19 protein-coding genes and 2 pseudogenes are annotated in these 22,028 nt (G+C 40.8%); 18 read left to right on the forward strand and 3 right to left on the reverse strand.

From position 1 onward, the window contains the following. Nucleotides 1-264 precede the first annotated feature (264 nt). The 9 genes from AC4MDD_RS15180 (at nucleotide 265) to rdgB (ending at nucleotide 11,775) form a co-directional block, all read left to right on the forward strand. Nucleotides 265-2,460 (forward strand): TonB-dependent receptor domain-containing protein, encoded by a 2,196-nt coding sequence (locus AC4MDD_RS15180; protein WP_004979051.1) that lies wholly within the window; start codon nucleotides 265-267, stop codon nucleotides 2,458-2,460. Between the two features lie 334 nt (nucleotides 2,461-2,794). Further along, nucleotides 2,795-5,095, forward strand: a complete 2,301-nt coding sequence (locus AC4MDD_RS15185; protein WP_491881954.1) for a TonB-dependent receptor — start codon at nucleotides 2,795-2,797, stop codon at nucleotides 5,093-5,095. A gap of 100 nt (nucleotides 5,096-5,195) precedes the next feature. After that, a complete protein-coding gene (locus AC4MDD_RS15190) occupies nucleotides 5,196-5,879 on the forward strand; it encodes a Fe2+-dependent dioxygenase (RefSeq protein ID WP_004979045.1) in 684 nt (227 codons plus the stop codon). Nucleotides 5,880-6,305: 426 nt separating this feature from the next. Then, nucleotides 6,306-8,003 carry a 2-isopropylmalate synthase gene (gene leuA / locus AC4MDD_RS15195; protein WP_491881955.1) on the forward strand — a complete coding sequence of 566 codons (1,698 nt, stop codon included), beginning with the start codon at nucleotides 6,306-6,308 and terminating at the stop codon, nucleotides 8,001-8,003. A 101-nt stretch (nucleotides 8,004-8,104) separates the two neighbouring features. After that, on the forward strand, nucleotides 8,105-9,262 hold the full coding sequence (gene metX, locus AC4MDD_RS15200; protein WP_004979041.1) for a homoserine O-succinyltransferase MetX: 1,158 nt from the start codon (nucleotides 8,105-8,107) through the stop codon (nucleotides 9,260-9,262). Next, on the forward strand, nucleotides 9,262-9,855 hold the full coding sequence (gene metW / locus AC4MDD_RS15205; RefSeq protein WP_004979039.1) for a methionine biosynthesis protein MetW: 594 nt from the start codon (nucleotides 9,262-9,264) through the stop codon (nucleotides 9,853-9,855). Before metX ends, metW begins: the two co-directional genes overlap by 1 nt. Beyond that, complete coding sequence (locus AC4MDD_RS15210) at nucleotides 9,852-10,442, forward strand: tetratricopeptide repeat protein (protein ID WP_004692440.1); 591 nt, start codon at nucleotides 9,852-9,854, stop codon at nucleotides 10,440-10,442. Before metW ends, AC4MDD_RS15210 begins: the two co-directional genes overlap by 4 nt. A gap of 78 nt (nucleotides 10,443-10,520) precedes the next feature. Next, on the forward strand, nucleotides 10,521-11,021 hold the full coding sequence (locus AC4MDD_RS15215; protein WP_004979036.1) for a hypothetical protein: 501 nt from the start codon (nucleotides 10,521-10,523) through the stop codon (nucleotides 11,019-11,021). A gap of 133 nt (nucleotides 11,022-11,154) precedes the next feature. Continuing rightward, nucleotides 11,155-11,775 carry an RdgB/HAM1 family non-canonical purine NTP pyrophosphatase gene (rdgB, locus tag AC4MDD_RS15220; protein ID WP_035326407.1) on the forward strand — a complete coding sequence of 207 codons (621 nt, stop codon included), beginning with the start codon at nucleotides 11,155-11,157 and terminating at the stop codon, nucleotides 11,773-11,775. A gap of 120 nt (nucleotides 11,776-11,895) precedes the next feature. On the opposite strand, the gene AC4MDD_RS15225 is transcribed toward rdgB, so the two are convergent. Then, complete coding sequence (locus tag AC4MDD_RS15225) at nucleotides 11,896-12,780, reverse strand: AEC family transporter (RefSeq protein ID WP_491881956.1); 885 nt, start codon at nucleotides 12,778-12,780, stop codon at nucleotides 11,896-11,898. A 159-nt stretch (nucleotides 12,781-12,939) separates the two neighbouring features. Here AC4MDD_RS15225 and tatA point away from each other — a divergent pair, with 159 nt between their 5' ends. The 4 genes and pseudogenes from tatA to AC4MDD_RS15245 all read left to right on the forward strand — a co-directional run bounded on the left by tatA (nucleotide 12,940) and on the right by AC4MDD_RS15245 (nucleotide 16,877). Beyond that, the gene (gene tatA, locus AC4MDD_RS15230) at nucleotides 12,940-13,164 is read left to right on the forward strand and encodes a Sec-independent protein translocase subunit TatA (RefSeq protein ID WP_005400828.1); all 225 of its coding nucleotides are present in this window, start codon (nucleotides 12,940-12,942) and stop codon (nucleotides 13,162-13,164) included. An 18-nt stretch (nucleotides 13,165-13,182) separates the two neighbouring features. After that, nucleotides 13,183-13,432 (forward strand): annotated as a pseudogene (tatB, locus tag AC4MDD_RS15235) (Sec-independent protein translocase protein TatB); the annotation flags it as partial. A gap of 208 nt (nucleotides 13,433-13,640) precedes the next feature. Next, nucleotides 13,641-14,426 (forward strand): twin-arginine translocase subunit TatC, encoded by a 786-nt coding sequence (tatC, locus tag AC4MDD_RS15240; protein WP_426977691.1) that lies wholly within the window; start codon nucleotides 13,641-13,643, stop codon nucleotides 14,424-14,426. A gap of 198 nt (nucleotides 14,427-14,624) precedes the next feature. Beyond that, nucleotides 14,625-16,877 carry a PhoX family protein gene (locus AC4MDD_RS15245; protein WP_491881957.1) on the forward strand — a complete coding sequence of 751 codons (2,253 nt, stop codon included), beginning with the start codon at nucleotides 14,625-14,627 and terminating at the stop codon, nucleotides 16,875-16,877. 42 nt (nucleotides 16,878-16,919) lie between these two features. Here AC4MDD_RS15245 and AC4MDD_RS15250 read toward each other — a convergent pair whose 3' ends face one another. Continuing rightward, a complete protein-coding gene (locus tag AC4MDD_RS15250) occupies nucleotides 16,920-17,702 on the reverse strand; it encodes an NRDE family protein (RefSeq protein ID WP_491881958.1) in 783 nt (260 codons plus the stop codon). A 93-nt stretch (nucleotides 17,703-17,795) separates the two neighbouring features. Here AC4MDD_RS15250 and lgt point away from each other — a divergent pair, with 93 nt between their 5' ends. The 3 genes and pseudogenes from lgt (at nucleotide 17,796) to AC4MDD_RS15265 (ending at nucleotide 19,463) form a co-directional block, all read left to right on the forward strand. Next, a complete protein-coding gene (gene lgt, locus AC4MDD_RS15255; protein ID WP_159127139.1) occupies nucleotides 17,796-18,608 on the forward strand; it encodes a prolipoprotein diacylglyceryl transferase in 813 nt (270 codons plus the stop codon). 99 nt (nucleotides 18,609-18,707) lie between these two features. Continuing rightward, nucleotides 18,708-19,091, forward strand: a complete 384-nt coding sequence (locus AC4MDD_RS15260; protein WP_491881959.1) for a hypothetical protein — start codon at nucleotides 18,708-18,710, stop codon at nucleotides 19,089-19,091. 3 nt (nucleotides 19,092-19,094) lie between these two features. After that, nucleotides 19,095-19,463: pseudogene (locus tag AC4MDD_RS15265) on the forward strand (hypothetical protein). Between the two features lie 39 nt (nucleotides 19,464-19,502). Here AC4MDD_RS15265 and AC4MDD_RS15270 read toward each other — a convergent pair. Continuing rightward, complete coding sequence (locus AC4MDD_RS15270) at nucleotides 19,503-20,012, reverse strand: CHAP domain-containing protein (RefSeq protein WP_279743381.1); 510 nt, start codon at nucleotides 20,010-20,012, stop codon at nucleotides 19,503-19,505. Between the two features lie 526 nt (nucleotides 20,013-20,538). Here AC4MDD_RS15270 and thyA point away from each other — a divergent pair. Both thyA and AC4MDD_RS15280 read left to right on the forward strand, forming a co-directional pair. Beyond that, nucleotides 20,539-21,381 carry a thymidylate synthase gene (gene thyA / locus AC4MDD_RS15275; protein WP_004692464.1) on the forward strand — a complete coding sequence of 281 codons (843 nt, stop codon included), beginning with the start codon at nucleotides 20,539-20,541 and terminating at the stop codon, nucleotides 21,379-21,381. A 116-nt stretch (nucleotides 21,382-21,497) separates the two neighbouring features. After that, nucleotides 21,498-22,010, forward strand: a complete 513-nt coding sequence (locus AC4MDD_RS15280) for a dihydrofolate reductase (protein ID WP_004979012.1) — start codon at nucleotides 21,498-21,500, stop codon at nucleotides 22,008-22,010. Nucleotides 22,011-22,028: the final 18 nt, after the last annotated feature.

Genomic DNA, 22,028 nt, shown 5'->3' on the forward strand with positions numbered 1-22,028 from the left:
CAATCTTTTGGTAAGAACAATTTTAAAAAGTGCCACATTATATGACAACATTGAACGATATACAAAACACCCGATTGAAACCACATATTTTTTTCTTCATTTATCGTTTTTTATTTTGAATATTTTTAAATCGCTACTGATTAAGCGCAAAGTATTATATTTTTATGGCTTTTTGTTGCAAATGATAAATATTACCATTAATATTTGCGTCAACTTTGATCGTTTTTTTCAATTTTTTTCTCGTCCATCATTGGAACTCTAGTTATGAGTAAGTTTAATCTACACCCTCTTTCATTGGCATTGCTTGGGGCAATCACCACTCCTGTTTTCGCAGAAACAACAACTGAAGATTCATCTACCCATCAGCTTTCCACTATTGTGGTTTCAGCTGCGGGTTTTGAACAAGATATTAAAAATGCACCAGCTTCAATTAGCGTGGTCACGAAAGAAGATATTGAAAAGAAAAATGCAACCAGCATTGCAGACCTATTAGCAGATGTACCAGGTATCGATATTCGTAATGGAATCGGTAAAACTTCTGGCTTGAATATTAGCATGCGTGGTTTAGACAATAACTATAGTCTGATTTTAATTGATGGTCGTCGTCAAACGACTTCTTCAGATGTCACACCAAATGGTTTTGGTGAATCCTCAAATGGCTTTTTACCACCTTTATCATCGATTGAGCGTATTGAAGTCATTCGTGGACCAATGGCAACTCGTTATGGCTCAGAAGCCATGGGTGGTGTCATCAATATTATTACCAAAAAAATTAGTAATGAATGGAATGGCAATGTCACTATCGGTGGCAATGTCATGGAGCATGGCAGCGAAGCAGACTCATGGAAAACCAGTGTTGTTGTAAATGGTCCAATTATTCAAGATAAACTTGGAATACAACTACGTGGCTCTTATTTAGACCGTCAAAAATCTGAACGTATTCCTGGAACGTCAGGTCGTGATCCACGTCCAAGCGAAGCAGACATCTATGATATTGGCGGAAAACTTTCATTTAAACTCAATGATCAAAACAGTTTCTGGATAGACGGTTTCCACTCAAGCCAAACCTATAAAAATGATGATAACCGCTTAGGAACACAAGACTGGACCAGCATCCCTAGAGGAGCGACAGGACTTGGTGCGACAGGTTATAAAGATGAACTTGAGTTTAAACGTGATCAAATTTCTGCTGGTCACGATGGTGATTATAGTTTTGGTCAATGGACTTCATATGTGAGTCAAACTAAAACTGAAACTCTCGGTCGAACTATTCCGTTTAGAACCTTCCAAAACAATGTAGGTGAAGGCGCAGATCGTACTTTAGAAAATACTGACTTTGTGGCCGACTCTCATGTTGTTCTACCCATTGCAAATCATAAATTAACACTTGGTGCTGAATATAAAGAAGCTAAAATTGCGGATGACATTGCAGGATTTGGCTCAACCTTTAAAAAAGACTCTTTTTCGGTATACGCAGAAGATGAATGGCGTATTCTTGATAATTTAGGATTTACACTTGGTGGTCGTTATGAAGATCACTCTGGCTTCGGTGGTCAGTTCAGCCCACGCGCATACCTTGTATGGAACACAACCGACCAACTTACTTTTAAAGGTGGTGTGAGTACTGGCTACAAGGCACCATCCGCAAAACAGCTACATGACGGTGTGATTAGTGTTTCTGGTCAGGGGACATCTTTTGGAATTGGTTCACCAGATTTAGAACCAGAAGAATCTACCAACTATGAACTTGGTTTTAATTATAACAATGGTAATTTAGACCTTACCACTACTGCATTCTTCAATAAAATTGAAAATCTGATTACTGAAGGGCCAGATTTATTAAACTGTTATTCCGCAACAAATCCAAATCGACCAGATTGTGTAAGTTACGGTTCACATATTACTCAAGATACATTTACACAAAATATAAATGCGAATGAAGCCGAAACTAAAGGTGTTGAGCTTAGCTTAAAATATACCATCATTCCTGAATGGGATATCAAAGCAGCATATACCTACATGGAATCAGAAATTACCAAAGGTGAAAATAAAGGTTCTTACCTGAATAACGTGCCTAAAAATGCCTTTAATATGACGTCAACTTGGCATATTAATGAATCCTTGGATCTATGGTTACAACATGAATATAAATCAGAACGTAAGCGCTACAGTACCGTTCAAACAGCAGGTGATTCAGCGATTATTTACAATGCAACGAACAATAAATTAAAGGGCTACAATCTTTTCAATCTGGGTGCCAGCTATGTTGTGAATGATCAGCTCCGTTTTAATGGCGCAGTCAATAACTTGCTAGATAAAGATTTTACAAGCAATGGCACTTATATTGATGCCAATAATAATCCTGCATCTTATTACGATTACATGGTTATTGGTTCAAGCATGTCTGGTACATACCTACCTGGTCGTAACCTTTGGTTATCTGTTTCTTACGACTTCTAAAATTGCAGTATAGAGAACCCTGCTCCGGCAGGGTTTTCTTCGTACTTAGCTAATATAGAACCAACATAATTTATACATACTCAATTGAGAAACACCTTCAAACTTAGCTTAAAAATAATGGATTCTAAATTCCAATAATATTATAAAAATATAATCTAATTTTCCAATTCAAATAAAAATCAAAAACTTAAATTCAATTCATTACATTATTACATTTATTTTTTCTACACAAATATATCTAAGCATCGACAATTCCAATGTAATAGTTATGCTACAAAAAATAAGAATCATTATTATTCGCATACTAATTTACAACGCTAGAACTAGATTCGTTATGGCCTTCATCAAAACACGTAAAAAGCTGGTTTCTTCAGCAATCGCTTCAACACTCTCTGTGGTTGCAGTCAATGCTGTTGCGCAAGATCAAGTCGTGCAATTAGAAACAATTCACACGGAAGCGGCAGCAGAACAAAGTTTGAAAGTAGACAAATCTGCAAACAGCAAGTTCGTTGCTCCCCTACTTGACACTCCAAAATCTGTTTCTGTTCTTTCTCAAAAATTACTAAAAGAAACCAATTCAAATACTCTATTAGAAGCATTACGTTATGAGCCAGGTATCACTTTAGGTGCTGGTGAAGGTGGAACACCATTTACGGATATGCCTTATATTCGTGGATATAGCGGCCAATCATCTATTTATGTCGATGGAGTCCGCAATACGACATCACAAAGTCGAGATATGTTCGCAATCGAACAAGTTGAAGTTATTAAAGGCTCTTCTTCTGCTCTTGGCGGTGGTGGCAGCGTCGGCGGAAGTATCAACCTCATTCCTAAAGTGGCTCATGAAGGCGATACTTACCAAGGTAGCGTACAAGGTGGCACGGATAACTATCGCCACATTCAACTCGATGCGAATAAAGATTTCGGCAACGGAATGGCTGGCCGCGTTGTAGTCATGGGTCATGAAAATGAAAAAGCAGGACAACATGACGGTGCTGAATATGCTCGTGCAGGTATCGCAACAAGTCTAGCTTTTGGTCTAGGTTCTGATACGCGGGGCTCTGTCGGTTATTACTATTTACGTAGCAATGATGAACCAGATGCGGGTATCCCATTTAATAATGCAAACCCAAGCAGCCCACCAGCTGGCGTAACTGTGACACCAGGTGACGGTCGACCAGTCAGTGTTAAACCAGGCACATACTATGGTTGGAAAGCGCGTGATTTTGATAAGCGTGAAAATCAAATTGCAACATTTAAGTTAGAACATGATCTTAATGAAGATTTGACGCTATCTAACATTGCTACTTATAACAAATCTAAATCTGATTATGTTTATACCAATGCCGATGACTCAAAAGGGAACATCTATAGAGGAACTGTCGCGCGCCGTGCACTCACACGTATTTTAGACACAGATGCATATAGCGACCAACTTTCTTTAAGAGGCAAATTCAATACAGGTTCATTAAAGCATTCATTTAATGTAGGAACTGAATGGAGTTTACAAGAAACCGATCAAGGAATGCATACGTTTACCAATGCAGCAGGCCAAACAACCTCTACTATTTTAACGTCTAATATCAACTCATGTAATTCAACTGCTGCAGCTCTCAATGGCTGGTGTACTAGTCTAAACAACCCAGGCAATGGTCTCTTTACCGATACTATGGGCAGCATTAAAGGACAGTCTACTACGCGTAGTGAAACGATGTCTGTATATGCCTTAGACAGTATCGAATTCAATCCTCAATGGCTCTTAAACTTAGGTGTACGTTGGGACAAATTTGAAACTGAGAAAAAATATAATAAGGATGTCTCCGGAACAACTGCTGGTGCTTACAACTCAACAATCAGTATTCCTAAAGGCACAAAATACGAAAGTGACTCAGACTTTTTCACCTATCAAGCAGGCCTAGTCTACAAACCAACTGAAAATGGTAGTATTTACACCAGTTTTGCAACTTCTGCGAACCCTGTTGGCGTATTGGCTGAAGGTGACAGCAGTGACAATGCCCTAGGCACCACTGATATTATTAACAACCTTAAACCTGAAGAAGCACGTACCTTCGAGATTGGCACAAAGTGGGATTTATTTAATAATCGTGCGAATTTAACTGCTGCTATTTTCCGTACTGAGAAACAGAATACACGTATCCAAATTGACTCGACGACGACTGCAAATGCAGGGGAAAGTAAAGTTGATGGATTTGAAGTAAGCTTAAACGGTAAAATTACCGACAAGTGGGAAGTAGCTACAGGTTATAGCTATCTAGATAGCGAAATCACTAAAGCTGCTTACAATGCAATTGCTCAGGAAGGTAAACCACTTCCATTTGTGGCGAAAAACAGTGCAACGTTATGGTCAACATACCGAGTATTACCAAAGTTAACATTGGGTGCTGGTGCTGAATACCGTGATCAGGTTTATGTAAATACAACTGCACCTAAGTTTTTACCGACTTACACCATTTATAATGCAATGGCGAAATACGATGTAAATCGTAATGTAAATGTTCAATTAAATGTGAATAACATTTCTGACAAACAATACTTTACCAGTGCACATGCAGCACACTATGCATTTGAAGGTAATGGCCGTAATGCGGTATTGGCAATCAACTTCAAATACTAAGTTTGATTTCCATAAAAACTTTATGGAAATTATCTAACTTAAACTAAAATAGCCTCTCTATGAGGCTATTTTTATAACCATCAAATCAAGGATGTTCTCTGTGATTCACCATATTCCAAATGTATTATCAAAAGAGCAAGTAGCTGAGTTTCGTCAATTGATGGAAACAGCAGACTGGGTTGGAGGAAAAGTGACTGCAGGAACTCTATCTGCCTCGGTCAAACAAAATCAACAACTCTCCGAACAAGATCCGTTAACACATCATTTAAGTGATTTAGTCATTCAAGCCATTTGGAAACACCCCGTTTTTCAAGCTGCGGCTCTCCCACATCAAATTATTCCACCACTTTTTAACCGTTATGATGAACATGAAAGCTTTGGTTTTCATGTCGACAACTCTATTCGCCTAATTCGTGGTACAGCTCAACAACTCCGAACTGATCTTTCTTGCACACTATTCTTGAGCGAACCTGAAGAATATGACGGTGGTGATTTGGTCATTGAAGACACCTATGGATATCACGAAGTTAAATTACCCGCAGGCGATGTTGTACTATACCCTTCTACTAGTTTACATGAAGTTAGTAGCATAACTCGCGGTACACGTTTCGCCTCTTTCTTTTGGGTACAAAGCTTGATTCGTGAAGATCAAAAAAGGCATATGTTATTCAATTTAGATGAAAGTATTCGTCAACTCCGAGTAGATCATGGGGATACTTATCCTGAAGTCGTGAAACTCACCAATATCTATCACAACCTCATACGGATGTGGTCTGAATTGTAAATTTTACTGTGAATTGAGTGTAAGCTCTTTGATCTATCCAAACAGATATGGTTATCGAGCTCTCATAACCTCTTCAAAAACGCGAATGAAATAAACCAAATTCGTAAAATGAAGAAAAAGATTAAACACATCTCAAAAATACACGGAAATATTTCCCCTATATATCAAATTAAAGGGAAATATTTTTTCAGATACGACTAAAAGCCATAAAAAAAGAAAAATCTTTTCGGCCGAACTGGATTAAACTCTTAAATATAACGTTACAAGGTTACTCACGGTAAATCTAAGTCGTATCAAATATTTACGTTTACAAACACCCTGAAGACTCCCTTGTAAATAGAGACCATAGACACAATCTATATAAATAGTAGGTTGCTTTTTATTACCCCCCTTAAATGCAACCCGTACTATGTAAGGAGTTACCTCATGATGTTGGCTGATCCAAGTAAAAAATATCGTCGCATGTATCAACGTGTTGACTTGCCAGACCGTCAATGGCCAAACAACGAAATTACAAAAGCGCCTATTTGGATGAGTACTGACCTGCGTGATGGTAACCAAGCGATTTTTGAACCGATGGACATGGAACAAAAATTTAAAATGTTCCAAATGTTGGTGAAAATTGGATTCAAGAATATTGAAATCGGTTTCCCTTCAGCCTCTCAAATTGACTTTGACTTTACCCGTAAATTGATCGAAGAAAATCACATTCCAGATGATGTGTATATCGAAGTTTTAGTTCAAGCACGTGATCATTTGATCCAACGTACTTTTGAGTCATTAGCGGGCGCAAAACGTGCCATCGTACATATTTATAATTCAAATGCTCCCACTTTCCGCCAAAAAGTCTTAAATGTCGATGTTGCAGGTGCGAAGCAATTGGCCGTTAATGCAGCCAGCAAAGTCAAAGAATATGCAGCGCAATATCCTGAAACGGAGTGGGTGTTCCAGTACAGCCCAGAGTGTTTCTCTGCAACCGAATTAGAGGTTGCAAAAGACGTGTGTGATGCAGTTACCGAAATTTGGGAAGCATCGCCAACCAATAAAGTGATTTTAAACTTACCTGCTACGGTTGAAGTTTCGACACCGAATGTTTATGCAGACCAAGTTGAATGGATGCACCGCAATATCGCCCGTCGTGATGGCGTGATTATCTCTGTGCACTGTCACAACGATCGTGGCTGTGGGATTGCTGCATCAGAATTGGCCATTATGGCCGGTGCAGACCGTGTCGAAGGTTGTGTGTTTGGTAATGGCGAACGTACTGGTAACGTCGACGTTGCTGCGATTGCTTTGAATATGTACTCTCAAGGTGTTGCGCCAAACTTAGATTTTTCAAATATCAATGAAATCATTGCAACGGTAGAAGAATGTACAGGTTTACCTGTTCACCCTCGCCACCCATATGCAGGTGATTTGGTCTTCACCGCATTCTCTGGTTCGCATCAAGACGCCATTAAAAAAGGGTTTGAGTTCCAAAAGAACGAAGAAATTTGGGATATGCCATACTTACCCATCGACCCGAAAGACTTGGGCCGCGACTATGATGCTGTGATTCGCGTCAATTCACAGTCAGGTAAAGGTGGTATTGCTTACTTGTTAGAAGCAAATTACAACGTAGTATTACCACGTCGTATCCAAATTGAATTCTCTCAAACCGTACAAAAACGTACCGATGAAGAAGGCACTGAAATTACCGCACAAGAAATTTGGAAATTGTTCAAAGAAACTTATGTAGACACCAAAGATACGCATTACTCGACTAAGAACTACCGTTTGTATGACAACAACGGCAAACAAGTGGTTGAGCTTGAAGTTGAAGTGAATAGTGAAACTCAGCAATTACGTGGCGAAGGTAACGGTCCAATCTCTGCAATGTTGGATGCTTTACAGTTACCAATTGACGTCTTGAGCTACGAAGAGCGTGGTATTAGCTCTGGGGCAAATGCAAAAGCCTTGGCTTTGGTTGAGTTACAAGTCAAAGGAACGGGGAAATCAGCCTTCGGTGCAGGTATTCACGACAACATTGTGACCTCATCGATTGAAGCTATTATTGCATGTACCAACCGCTTAATTGATCAAGGTGTGTTAAGCACAGATCAAGTGATTGCTGCTGCGGTATAAGTATTAGCAATAATAATTAGCACTAAAATGACTTTAGAAGGATACCCTCAAGTGGTATCCTTTTGTTTATTAATCCCAAAGATTTAAGGCGAATTATTCCTGTGTCTTTTCCTGCTGACTCCGTGGGTATCGTTAGTCCACAAAAGTTTACTTTTGAAGAGCCCTTAGAGCTCGAATGCGGCCGTATTCTCCCTCGTTATGAACTGATGGTTGAAACCTATGGTGAGCTCAATGCAGATAAATCCAATGCGATTTTAATTTGCCATGCGCTATCGGGTCATCATCATGCTGCGGGTTACCATCATGCTGACGATAAAAAACCGGGTTGGTGGGATGCTTGTATTGGCCCAGGCAAAGCGATTGATACTTCAAAGTTTTTCGTGGTTGCACTGAACAATATTGGAGGCTGTAGCGGTTCAACAGGGCCAACTTCGCCAAACCCTGAAAATGATAACCGTCCTTATGGTCCTGACTTTCCTTTAGTCACCGTCCGTGACTGGGTTAAAACCCAAGCCATTTTATCCGATCATCTGGGCATTCGAGTCTGGAGTGCGGTGATTGGTGGTTCGCTGGGTGGTATGCAAGCCTTGCAATGGTCAGTTGATTATCCTGATCGTTTGCAAAAATGTGTGATTATTGCCAGTGCGCCGAAACTGTCTGCTCAGAATATTGCCTTTAACGAAGTCGCACGACAGTCAATTTTGTCTGATCCAGACTTCCATGATGGTCGCTATCTTGAAAATGACAGCTATCCAAAACGTGGCCTAATTTTGGCACGTATGGTCGGTCATATTACCTACCTGTCTGAAGAAGCCATGAAACAAAAATTTGGCCGCGACTTAAAGTCAGGCAAATTTATGTACGGTTTCGATGTCGAATTCCAAGTCGAAAGCTATTTGCGCTATCAAGGTGAACAATTTAGCCGTAACTTTGATGCCAACACTTATCTGATTATGACCAAAGCTTTGGATTATTTTGATCCTTCACGTGAGTATGAGCAGTCTTTAGTTAAAGCCATGTCACAGACCAAATGTCAGTTCCTTGTGGTGTCCTTTACCACCGACTGGCGTTTTACCCCGCAACGTTCACAAGAAATTGTGGATGCGTTGATCACCAACCACAAACCGGTGAGCTATTTAGATATCGACGCTGAACAAGGCCATGACTCATTCCTGTTCCCGATTCCTTTGTATGTAAAAGCATTACGTGCATTTTTGGGTGGTTCTGAACACCTTCAAGCAACTCAGGAGGCTGTGTAATGCGTATTGATCATCAACTGGCAGAAAAATGGATCAAACCTGATTCTAGCGTACTCGATTTAGGTTGTGGTGACGGTGAATTACTGGCCCATATGAGTAAAAAGCACAATATTCGCGCATATGGACTGGAAATTGATCAAGAAAAGATTGCAATTGCAGTCGGTCGCGGGTTAAATATTATCCAACAAGACTTAAACTTGGGTTTAAGCCGCTTTGCAGACCAGTCTTTTGACTATGTCGTTATGGCACAAGCCTTGCAAGCGGTAGATGCACCAGATGTTTTATTACGTGATATGGTGCGCGTAGGGAAACAGGCGATCATTACTTTTCCTAACTTTGCCCATTGGAAGACCCGTTCTTTCTTGGCACTGAAAGGAATGATGCCCGTTTCTGAAGCTTTGCCGTACATGTGGTATAACACACCCAATATCCACTTATGTACTTTCCGTGATTTTGAAGCACTTTGTGCGGAAAATAACATCAGAATTATTAATCGACTCGCTGTAAATGGGGATCAACAAGATAGTTTACTCAGTAAACGTCTCCCGAATTTGTTTGGTGAAGTCGCAATTTATCGAGTGAGCGCTCTATGAAAAAACTATTCTTAAGCACGACACTACTGGTTGGACTTTTGAGCATTCAAGCTCATGCAGATTATGTTTCCCCAACCACTTCTGTTGCGAGTCAAGCTGCACAATATTCTGTTATGGATATCAATAGCTTAATTAAAGCGGCAAAAGCAGGTCAGCCTGCTGCGCAGTTCTATCTTGCAACCAAGTATCAACAAGGTAAAGACATCTCTGCAGATGAACGACAGGCCTTTGCTTGGTACAAAGCCGCTGCAGATCAAGGTCTTTCGGCAGCTCAGCTAAATGTTGGCCGTATGCTTGCAGATGGCCTAGGCACTAAAAAAGATGAATCTTTAGCACGTCAATACTTTGAAAAAGCAGCCAGCCGTGGTGATAACCGCGCAAGCTTTAATTTAGCAATGATGGAAGAACAAAAGAAAAACTACATGGGTGCTTACCAATGGTATGAGCTTTCAACTCGAGATGGCATGCTCGACAATAAAGTGATTACACTTTCTGAAGGCAAGAAAACAGCCTTGGCGGCAAACTTAACACAAGATCAAATTCGTCAAGCACGTGACCGTGCAGATAAATGGATTCAAGCTCAATAAGCTGAATGTTAAAGATAGAAGAGCCGACTTGTGATAGTCGGTTTTTTATATCAAAGATAACTAAAACTTTTTGATATTATGATTGATTACTCTTATTTAGATACACTGATTAACGATTGTGAAATAGCAAAGCAATCAAAACCTATAAACACCTATATTTATTCAAGTAATGAAGATCTAGAAACCTTTTTCATTCTTCACAGAAAAGAGCTAATACAAGAAGATATTTTTGCAATTTATATTATTAAAGAAATCAATGGTAATTCAGAAGAAACGCGTTTCAAATTCGAACAGTTTAAACATAATAAAGAAATAGCTTGCCCAAAACTCAACCACAACCCTTCTGATGTTTTGTATGTAGGTTCTTCCTCGAAGAACGTGATAAACCGCTTAAAACAGCATATTTTAGGTGCTCATAGTAAAACCTACGCTTTAAGATTGGTAAACTGGTTTCAAGGCGAATACGAAATTGAAATTCGAACATATAAAGTCGCTTCAAATATATTACAGCTAATTGAAGACAATTTATCTCATAACTTACATCCAGCATTTGGAAAAACAGGAGGAAATAATAAATAGTTTGAAATAGAACAAAATGTAAATTTAAAGAATTATTCTCCTAATGAGTCCTAAACATAACGACTCAACACTATCCTATTCTAATGAAAAACCCTAAAATCCAACTTAATCTATGCTAGTTTCAAAAACAGATATGTCTACACAAAATTGGTTATCCCAAGGCACGTTAGTCCTCGCAAGCAATAACAAAGGTAAAATTGCGGAATTTGAAAAATTATTTGCAGAACTCAACTTACCTGTTGAAGTGATTGCTCAAGGTAAATTGAATATTGAAGATGCCATTGAAGATGGTCTGAGCTTTGTCGAAAATGCGATTATTAAAGCACGCCATGCTTCTAAAATTTCAGGAAAACCAGCCATTGCAGATGACTCTGGGATTTGCATCCCTATTTTAGATGGTGCACCGGGGATTTACTCTGCGCGTTATGCAGGTGAACACGGCGATGATGCTGCCAATAACCAAAAATTATTAGCTGAACTCAAGCCACTGCGTAAAGACGGTCAATCGATTGAAGGCATGTTTGTATGCGTTTTAGCGTTAGTACAACATGCCGATGATCCTCTTCCGCAAATTTTTCAAGGTATTTGGAAAGGTGAAGTACTGGAGGCTGCACGTGGTGAAAATGGTTTTGGTTATGACCCGCTATTCTGGTTACCCGAGCTAGGGCTTTCAAGTGCAGAAATGAGCAAAGAAGAAAAAAATAAAATCAGCCATCGTGGTCAGGCGATGCAACTGTTTAAAGCCAGTTTATAATAATAAAAATTGAAATGCGCAATGTCTTCTCCCTTTGGGGAGAATGGTGGCGAAAGATTTTCGATACTCCCCTCTATCGCCCTTGCGCAGCACTACACATCTCCAGCTAAAAGTGAGTGCTTAGATCACAGCAAATACATGCAGCAATAAACCATAGATACTCACCACGACACAGCTGATGATCGTACCTGAAGCAATGTATTTTGCCGACGTGCCTGTACCCTGATAATACGTTTCCAAAGCCACAATATTGGCTGCTGGCGGTAAACAAAATAATAAGAACATGACCCCAATATATTGTTCAATATTAGGAATAGCGAGATAACGATAACTCAGCCCGCACAACACCGCGCCGCATGCCAATTTTAATAAAGCCGTCTGACTACTTTGCCACAGGTCCGCTTTCTCAACTTTGGTGTGCCTTAACCACATGCCCAATACGCACATGCCAGAGAAGCTCATACCAAATTTGGCTGCACTATAAACCACATCAATCAGATCATGCTGTGACCAATATTGCACCCCAACGGAACGAAAAATAAGGGCCAGAATCAAAGCAATCATGGGGGGAGCACAGAGCACTTTTTTAAAAATAAACGAAAAAGCTAACGATGTTTGGCTCACAGCTGTCACTGCCCAGAGATTGCCAAAAATAGAGCCACCGATATATAAGGCCACCATTGCTGGACTAATTTTTGTGCCAAACAACGCAATCGCAAAAGGAAAGCCTAGCCATGCCATATTGACATAACTAAAACATAGGGCGCTTAATTTATTCTTTGAAAAATAGAGGAAAAAGTAAAATAAGAGCACTGCCACGACAAAACTGAATAACATCAGACTAAAGCTACCAGCCTGATAAAACACCATGTTGTAGACAATAACAATCGGAATGAAGCAACGCGCTAAAAGACTTGAAAAGCCTGTTTTCAACCGTGTTGCCAATGGGGTGGATGCAAGGAGTAAACCACTAAGAAAGGCCAACAGAGGGAGCAGCAACGTCACTTCAATATCCTTGAAATTTCACGGAATCATCATAACACTGCTTTTTCTCAAAATCAGTGCAAAGCGATCGTTTTGTCTTGAAATTGAAACATCATCGTCACCGCAATGTCACACAAGCCTGTTGATATAGGGAAAACGAAAAATGATGAGGATCTACCCATGGCGGGACTATCAATTTGGCACGTACTAATTTTTGCAATTGTGGTTATTCTTCTTTTTGGTACAGCCAAACTTAAGAACTTAGGTAAAGATGTGGGTGGCGCGGTCAAAGATTTTAAAAAATCAATAAAAGATGATGAGGCAGAAGCGGCGCAACTCAAAGAACCTCGTACGATTGAACATCAAGCCAATAGCAGTGATGTCAATTCGACAGTAAAACACTAAGGCTGAGGGTTTGAGATTATGCTCAATATTGGAATGACAGAACTGCTGATTTTCGGCATCATTGCATTATTGGTGCTGGGTCCTGAGAAACTTCCAGAAGCTGCGCGTTTTGTTGGAAAGTGGTATGGCAAAGTAAAACGTATGGTCAGCAATGTTCAAAACGACATCGACCGTGAATTGCGTTTATCTGAATTACGTGAACAAATGCAGCAAGAAATGGCACGTATTCAAGAGCTTGAAGCAAAAATGCAGGCTCAGATGTCTGAAATGAAAAATGAAAAAATCTTTGATGATGCAAAATCATCGACAGACTCAAAACAGGCATCTTTAAACAACTTACAACAGCAGTTTTATCAACCTGTTGAAAATACAGAAAAACAGTGCATGGTACGCATCCCTAAAGCGCCAGTACGGACTGCATCAGCATCTATCTCCCCCATTCAAAATACAATATATACTGAAATGAAGGTCGCGGTATGAGTCAGCCCAATTCTACTCAGCTTCCTCATTTAGCGGTGAAGTCTGAGCAACCTGCATTAGAAGAAATGCCAATTACCAAGCACCTGATGGTGCTGCGTAAGCATCTTTTTAAAATTGTCGGGTTAATTATTGCCTTATTCTTTTGTTTATTGCCATTTGCCAATAAAACCTATCAGGTCTTATCAGAGCCCTTACGTGCGCAATTGCCACATACATCGACCATGATTGCAACCGATGTCACGGCAACCTTTATGGCACCATTTAAACTGAACTTTTTTGTGGCGTTGCTGATAGCGATGCCATTTATTTTGTATCAGCTTTGGGCATTCGTAAAACCTGCACTATATGAGAAAGAAAAAAGTTTGGCCTTACCTTTGTTGATTGGCAGTATTTGTCTGTTTTATATCGGCATCAGTTTTGCCTATTTTGTTGCACTGCCGTCAATTTTGCATTTTTTCATCAGTGTGTCGCCGGAAACGGTTGCCCCGATGACGGATATTAATAGCTATCTGACCTTTTGTTTGAAGCTGTTTTTGGTGTTCGGGTTTACCTTTGAAATTCCAATTATTACCCTATTACTGATTTTAATTGGTGTGGTCAGTACCCAGCAGCTGGTCGAGAAACGCCGCTTTATTATTGTGGGTTGCTTCTTTGTGGCAATGTTTGTGACACCCCCGGATGCCCTATCAATGATCATGCTGGCTGTCCCGATGTGGCTGCTGTTTGAACTTGGTTTACTGGCAGGAAAACTGATTGAGAAACGTCGTTTAAAGACTGAATAACAATACCAGCCAAAACAAAAAAATATCGATTTACTCAGGCAGCTCTGGATGTCTTTTTGTTTTTTAAATTTAAATAAAATACTAATTTATTTAACTTTTTTGAAATATTTTCTTCAAGGTACTGTCATATTCAGCGGGTAGTTTATTTCTAGCTTTTAAGCAGCAACCAAGCCATTAAAGAAAAGCTAGGACTTTTAAATGAACAACGATGAAATGATTCCGTGTCAGGATCTGACCGAAGATAGTAACACTTCAAATAATACGCATTTTCAAACGATTCTTGATCAACATATGAATCGTCGTGGTTTTATTGCAAAAACTACAAGTGGGGCAATGGCATTAGCATTTGCAGCAACAGTAAGTGGTTGTTCAGATGATGATAATGATTCTGGTACTCCTGACGGTAATCCAACTACACCGCCAGCCACCACTAACCCAGATCAACATGCCTGGAGCGATCTAAAAGCACGTCCGAATAAATTAACCTTTGAACCTGTGAGAAAAAATACAGCGAACTTCTTCAGTGTTCCTGCAGGCTACCAGCTGAAAGTGTTATATGCAGTAGGCGATCCAATTAACCCTACTTATCCAGAAAAAACCGATGCTGAACTACCATCAGGTGCATCTTATCAATTCCGTGCCGGCGATAACCATGATGGTATGAGCTTCTTCGGTATGCATCCAACCAACAAAAATTATGCTGCCAAAGAATCAACACAAGGTTTACTTGTTCTAAACCACGAATACCTACAACTACCTCAGCTCCATACACCAGAAGGTACAAAAGTTATCAATGGCGTACGTCCAGAAGATCAGGTACTCCGTGAAGTGAATGCGCATGGTGTTTCTGTTATTGAGATCAGCAAAGATGCAAATACACAAGACGTTAAAATCAACTTAAATTCTAATTTTAACCGTCGTATCACTGCAGCAACCGAGATGGAAATTAATGGACCAGCGCGTGGTTCTGACTTAGTCAAAACCATTTTCTCACCAGATGGGACGCTGACTCGCGGTACCTTTGCCAACTGTGGTAATGGTTATACGCCATGGGGAACTTACTTAACGGCTGAAGAAAACTGGGACGGTTATTTCGCTCGTCAAGCCAATGACACACGAGCCATTGCAAAAGAAGAAATTGCCTTATCACGTTATGGTCGTGGTGGTGCTAATGCCCTTTCTTCGCAATATTTATGGAATACTCCAATTGCCGAGTTAACTGGTGACAAAGATCTGTATGATCGTTGGGATATTTCAGTTAAAGGTGAAAACGCGCTAGCAGACTACCGTAATGTCATGAATACGTGTGGCTTCATTGTAGAGATTGATCCATTTAGCGCGACTACACGTCCAGTTAAACGTACTGCACTGGGTCGTTTTGCACACGAGGATTGTCGCTGTAGTAACCCTATTCCGGGTCAGCCATTAGCGTTCTATATGGGTGATGATGCGACCGGCGAATATATCTATAAATTTGTTTCTGAAGCAGTCTGGGATCCGAAAGACGTCAATGGTGGTTATACCGCTGGTGATAAATATATGGATAAAGGGACATTATATGTCGCTAAATTCAATGATGACGGTACAGGTGAATGGTTAGAACTGACTCATGGCAAAAATGGTTTAACTGCTGCCAATGAAATCTATCCATTTGCAGGCCAAGATGACATCGTCATCAATGCCCGTCTTGCGGCTGACCATGTTGGTGCGACCAAAATGGACCGTCCAGAATGGGTTGCAGTGAATCCCGAAAATGGTGAAGTCTATGTGACGCTTACCAACAACGGTAACCGTGGACGTGCTTACCCAACCGATGCAGCCAACCCACGTAGCTACATCGACTTTAAAGGCTCGTCAGCTAGCAACTCAGGAAACATGAATGGTCATATCATTCGTTTCAGTGAAGCTAAAAACACAGTTACAGCGACAAGTTTTGCTTGGGATATTTTCCTGTTCGGTGCAGAAGCACGTGCTGCCTCTAACATCAACCTGTCAGGTCTGGATGATTTAAATGACTTCTCCGCCCCGGACGGCATGTGGTTCGATCCGCGCGGGATTCTGTGGATTCAGACCGATGATGGTCAGTACACCGATGAAACCAACTGCATGATGTTAGCAGCACTTCCGGGTACAGTCGGTGATGGTACTAAAGCAATTGCTTCCAGTACCAAAGCTGAAGGTCAGGAAACCTTTGTCGGTGCCAAGCTGAATAATGATCGGGTTCGCCGTTTCCTTACAGGCCCTTCAGGCTGTGAAATTACCGGTGTGACCATAACACCAGACTACAAAGCGATTTTCGTAAATGTCCAGCATCCAGGGGGCGCATGGCCCGCCAACCAAAGCGATCGTTATAGCCGCTTAGGTAAAGTACCTCGTTCTGCAACCGTAGTCATCACCCGTAAAGATGGTGGTGTAATCGCTGGCGAAGCATTAGAAACAGCAAAAGCATAATCTAGCGACAATAAAAAAATGCCGACACCATGTCGGCATTTTTTATGCTTCAATCTTCACTTGTTGTCGTACAATCTTTCCTTTTTGCTCACCATATTGGGTCTTTTCCAACCATATAAACTGCTGTGCTTGCATACATAAAAAGTTAGAACTGCGTGTACCATACACTGGACTTTGAATAAAAGTAGATGACAATAACGCTTCCATCTCCAAGGCAATACCCGTTTGCGGTAACAACTCATTCGCAACTTTTCGCTCATCTTGCAAAATATCCCACACCGCTGCATGAAGGGTTGTTTGAGCCATATCTGGCAATTGCATCATGGGTAAAAACTCCTGAGTAAAGCGCTTACGTAAATGTTTGGTTTTTTCCCAATGTTCGGTCATCAAACCATTCGACACCACATACACGCCTTTCGGAAGAACCTGTGGTGCTTCACCACGATTGCTCATGTAGACCGCCTGATGCCGATCCCCTATAAAAAGATTAAAGCCCGCATAGTCACGTTGTTTTTTCTCTAAGTCTTGCGCAAAACGAATCGGGATTTGTTCAGACTCTAAAAAGGATTGAATCAAATGTCCACGAGACGTTGGATAGCTGGTTTGATCCTTTCCATCGCGAAAGTTGGTTAAAACTGCCCAACGTCCTATTGGCGTTATACCCATCCATGTGCCACCAGACTGCAAATCTTGCCCTGCAATAATCGGGCTATTTTCCCACTGCTTTAAATGGCTTGAAGGGCGCTGATAGAACTCATCTCGATTTGAAATCAAACACAGTGGCATCTCATCCAAGACCTGCCATGCTATTGCCACAATACACATAAACGATACTCATCATCTTTACACATTGAATGTACAACATTTTTCATCTCTTTCAGCTAAAATCTGTTCAAAACATAATGACTAGGAATATGCATGCTGACCTATCCAAATATTGACCCCGTCGCAATAGCACTTGGCCCTTTACAAGTTCATTGGTACGGCCTGATGTATTTATTGGCCTTTTTGTTTGCTTGGGGACTTGCAAGCTACCGCGCGAAAGAACGTGGTTGGACACCAGATATGATCTCCGATTTGATCTTTTATGGCGCTCTAGGTGTGGTTATTGGTGGTCGTGTCGGTTACGTCTTCTTTTATGGCTTTGAGCAATTCCTTGCCAACCCTATTTGGCTATTCCAAGTCTGGACAGGCGGAATGAGCTTCCACGGTGGCTTCTTGGGTGTAATGCTTGCCATGCTGTTCTGGTGCAAGAAATACAAAATGACTTGGTTCCAAACCCTCGACTTTATTGCGCCATGTGTACCTACAGGGCTCATGTTTGGTCGTATTGGCAACTTCATTGGTGGAGAGCTTTATGGTCGCCCTGTTGCAGACCCAAACTTTGCACTGGGTATGATTTTCCCAACGGATCCGCTACAGCTAATTCGCCATCCTTCTCAGCTCTATCAGGCCTTTTTTGAAGGGTTATTGTTATTCATCGTACTGTGGTGGTTCAGTTCAAAGCCACGTCCTCGTATGGCGGTTTCAGCGTTATTCCTGATCGGTTATGGTATGGCCCGCTTCATCGTCGAGTTCTTCCGTGAACCTGACAACGGACAGCTGTTCATCGCATGGATGAGTAAAGGCCAATTCCTCAGTCTGCCAATGATTTTGGTCGGCGCGTGGATGATGTGGTATGCCTATCAAAAGAAAATCTATGATTGGGGTCCACAAAAGAATAATGGCTAATCCGATGAACGGATTAAATATTGGGGGCATCATTGCCCCTTTTTTAGGGCCAAATTATGCTAAAGTGACATATGTTTGGTTTTTAAATACATCACTCCCATGCTCGAATTTTGGTTTAATCCCTCAATTTCTATTCTTAAAAAATTACTTATTTTTATCGCAATTGCTGTTGTAACAGGTGTGTTGTATTGGATGGAACCCCTGAGCCTCAATGCCATTTTAATGTTCTTGGGTACGGGGATCGTTTTTCTGATTTGTCGTTACTGCAAAATTCATTTTGCGGCCAAGAACCCTAGAGGCTTTCTGTATCGTCTACTGACTTGGATTCCGATTGCCCTTCTCTTGGCACTGATTTTTATGAATATTAAAGATGGTGAGCTACTGGTTCCGGGTGCACAAGGGATTGGTTTTATGGCGCTAGGGATTTGCCTATTTTCCCCCCTATCTCTTTTGCATAGCAATACTCAGCCTGAGTCTAAATAAACCATGTTGAACTTTTGGTATTCGGAACGCTGTAGCCGTCAAATTAAACTCATCGTTTGTATTGCCACTTGCGTGATGATTTTTATGGCAGCATAAGTTCAACAGCTTGGCGCAATTTTTATTGGTTTGTGTCTCGTGATTGGCATTGCAACGCATTTGCTACGTGGTGTGCTATTGAAGATTGCTCAGGACAATCCGTATCGGGAAGGTTTTTCTCGTTTGGTTATTTTTCTGCCCCTAATTGCCCTGATTTGTTTGCTGGGCTATCTACCCGCTCAAGATAAAATTGCGCTTGCACTTCAGTGTATCGGCTTTAGTGGAATTGGTTTATTTTTAGTATCGATTCACGCACAGCGTGAAAAAAGAGTTTAATTAGGATGTGGAATTGCGCTACATCTCATCAACATCTGCTTAATCCATTCGATAATAGCTGTAGTTCACATTTTGGTTACGGTAAACCGCATAACCACTTTGTTTAAAATCAGAAACCCAGCCATTGCCTGAATAAGCGGCAATATGTCCATAACGGTTTTTTGCAGTACGGTCGATAATATAAATATCGCCTTTTTTAGGCTGATCAAAAGATAAATTGATTTTACGATAACCAATGCTAGTTAAGGTCTTACCCCAATCCGCCGCAGCCACAGGATGGTTTTTGAAGCGCGCACCCGCGGACTCTAAGCCAATGCGAATACTTTTAGCACATTTTTGGGTGCTGGTTTGACGGGTAATATTTCTTAAGAAACCTGTAAATTTTTCAAGATCCACACGCTGATGGTTGCTAATGGCCCTTTCTCGTGCCTGCTTCGAGCTTAAAATATCCGAAGCGGTGACATTTCGCGCTGACTGAGAACGTATTATGATATTGGTTTGCGCAGGCGCATAGACGTCATTCATATTTACGTTTTGATCATAAGGCATACTAAAACCGACTCTCCTCCCAATCATTAGGGGTGTGCAACTTTTCGAGTTCGAAATACTAACCGCTCAGCATTGAACTTTCATGTCGTAAATGTAATATTTTTTTTCAAAATGCAACACAACCTTTCTAAAGTTTTCTTTTCTCAGTACTTTTTGAAACCTAAATTAACTAAAAAAATTTAATCTTCACCCAAGTGCTTTTCGCCTCAAGCCAAAATGTTTCACCATCGGCTAACGAAGTCCTTAAATATGGAATGGATTGCCCCTCTAAACGGCTGCTTATTTAGATCCAATACAATTAAATTATTTCAGTTTAAATCCTGCACAAAACCACTTTAATCTGGTTCTCTGTAATAGCTTTCACATAACTTTTATATGATCAATCATCTTACCTGAGCCATTAATCTTGGGTGCGTTATACTGCACATTTCAGTATAATCATCCGCAGATTTTATAATTTAAAGTGGAAAGAACAGGCACATCTATTAAGAGGTCTGTTCCCCAAAAGTGTTTATTTGAGAGTTTTATGAAAACGTATTTAGACCTGCTACAACACATCCTCGATCACGGCGGTGATAAAGGCGACCGTACTGGTACAGGTACGCGCTCGGTATTTGGTCATCAAATGCGCTTTGATCTTTCTCAAGGCTTCCCTTTATTAACCACTAAAAAAGTTCACTTTCGTTCAATCGTGATTGAACTGTTGTGGTTTTTAAAAGGCGATACCAATGTGCAATATTTACAGGACAACAAAGTCAGTATTTGGGATGAATGGTCAACCGCAGAACAAACTGCGCGTTTTGGTCGCCCAGAAGGTGAACTGGGGCCTGTGTATGGTCATCAATGGCGTAATTTCGGTGCAACTAAAAAAGCCGACGGTTTGTATGAAAAAGATGGTTTTGACCAAATTGCTTGGTTAGTCAATGAAATTAAAACCAATCCAAACTCACGCCGTCTGATTGTATCGGGTTGGAATCCACAAGAAGCTGGGCAAGTCGCCCTTCCTCCGTGCCACACCCTCTTCCAGTTTTTTGTTCATAACGGCAAACTGTCTTGTCAGCTCTATCAGCGCAGTGCCGATGTTTTTCTAGGTGTGCCTTTCAATATTGCAAGTTATGCGCTACTCACCCATATGATCGCGCAAGTCTGCGGTTTAGGTGTGGGTGACTTTGTCTGGACGGGTGGTGATACGCATTTATATGCCAACCATTTTGAACAAGCGAAGCTTCAGTTAAGCCGTGAACCTTTAGGGCTGTGCCAACTGAAACTCAATCCTGCGGTTAATGATATTTTCGACTTTAAATTTGAAGATATCGAAATCGTGGGTTATGAATCACATCCCGGGATTAAAGCACCTGTCGCTGTTTAAAGCAGATAAAGCCCAATTCAATCTCGCCTTGAATCAGCCGGATTGAAGTTTACCCATAGATGTTCTTCCTCTCCTTGAGGAAGAATGATAAATATGACCCAACATTTGAGCGCGTTATGGCCTTTCAAAACTTAGAAGTTGTACATGTAGTCGCAATGGATCAGCAACGCTGTATTGGTAAAGGCAATGACCTACCTTGGCATATTTCAGCCGATCTAAAACACTTCAAAGCCATTACCCAAGGTGGTGTGGTCATTATGGGCCGTAAAACGCTGGAATCGATGGGCCGTACATTACCCAAGCGTGTCAATTGGGTCATTACTCGCGACACTTCTTGGGCTTTTGACGGTACAAAGGTGGCTTACAGCATCGAAGAAGCTTTAGCGCAAGCTGTTGCCGATGTTCAAGCTTCAGAAAAACCTGACAGTATTTTTATCATTGGTGGCGGTGAAATTTTTAAACAGACCATCGACATTGCGGACCGTTTAGAACTCACGCATGTTGAACTCGATGTGCAAGGTGATGCGCATTACCCTGCCATTCCAGCAGCATTTAAAAAAGTGGCGTCAGAACAACATATTGATGACAAAACCGGAATTGCTTTTGAGTTCGCAACCTATCAAAAATAAAGCATATTCTTTTTGCTA

The sequence above is a fragment of the Acinetobacter sp. CAU_H_29a_1 genome, assembly GCF_058599505.1.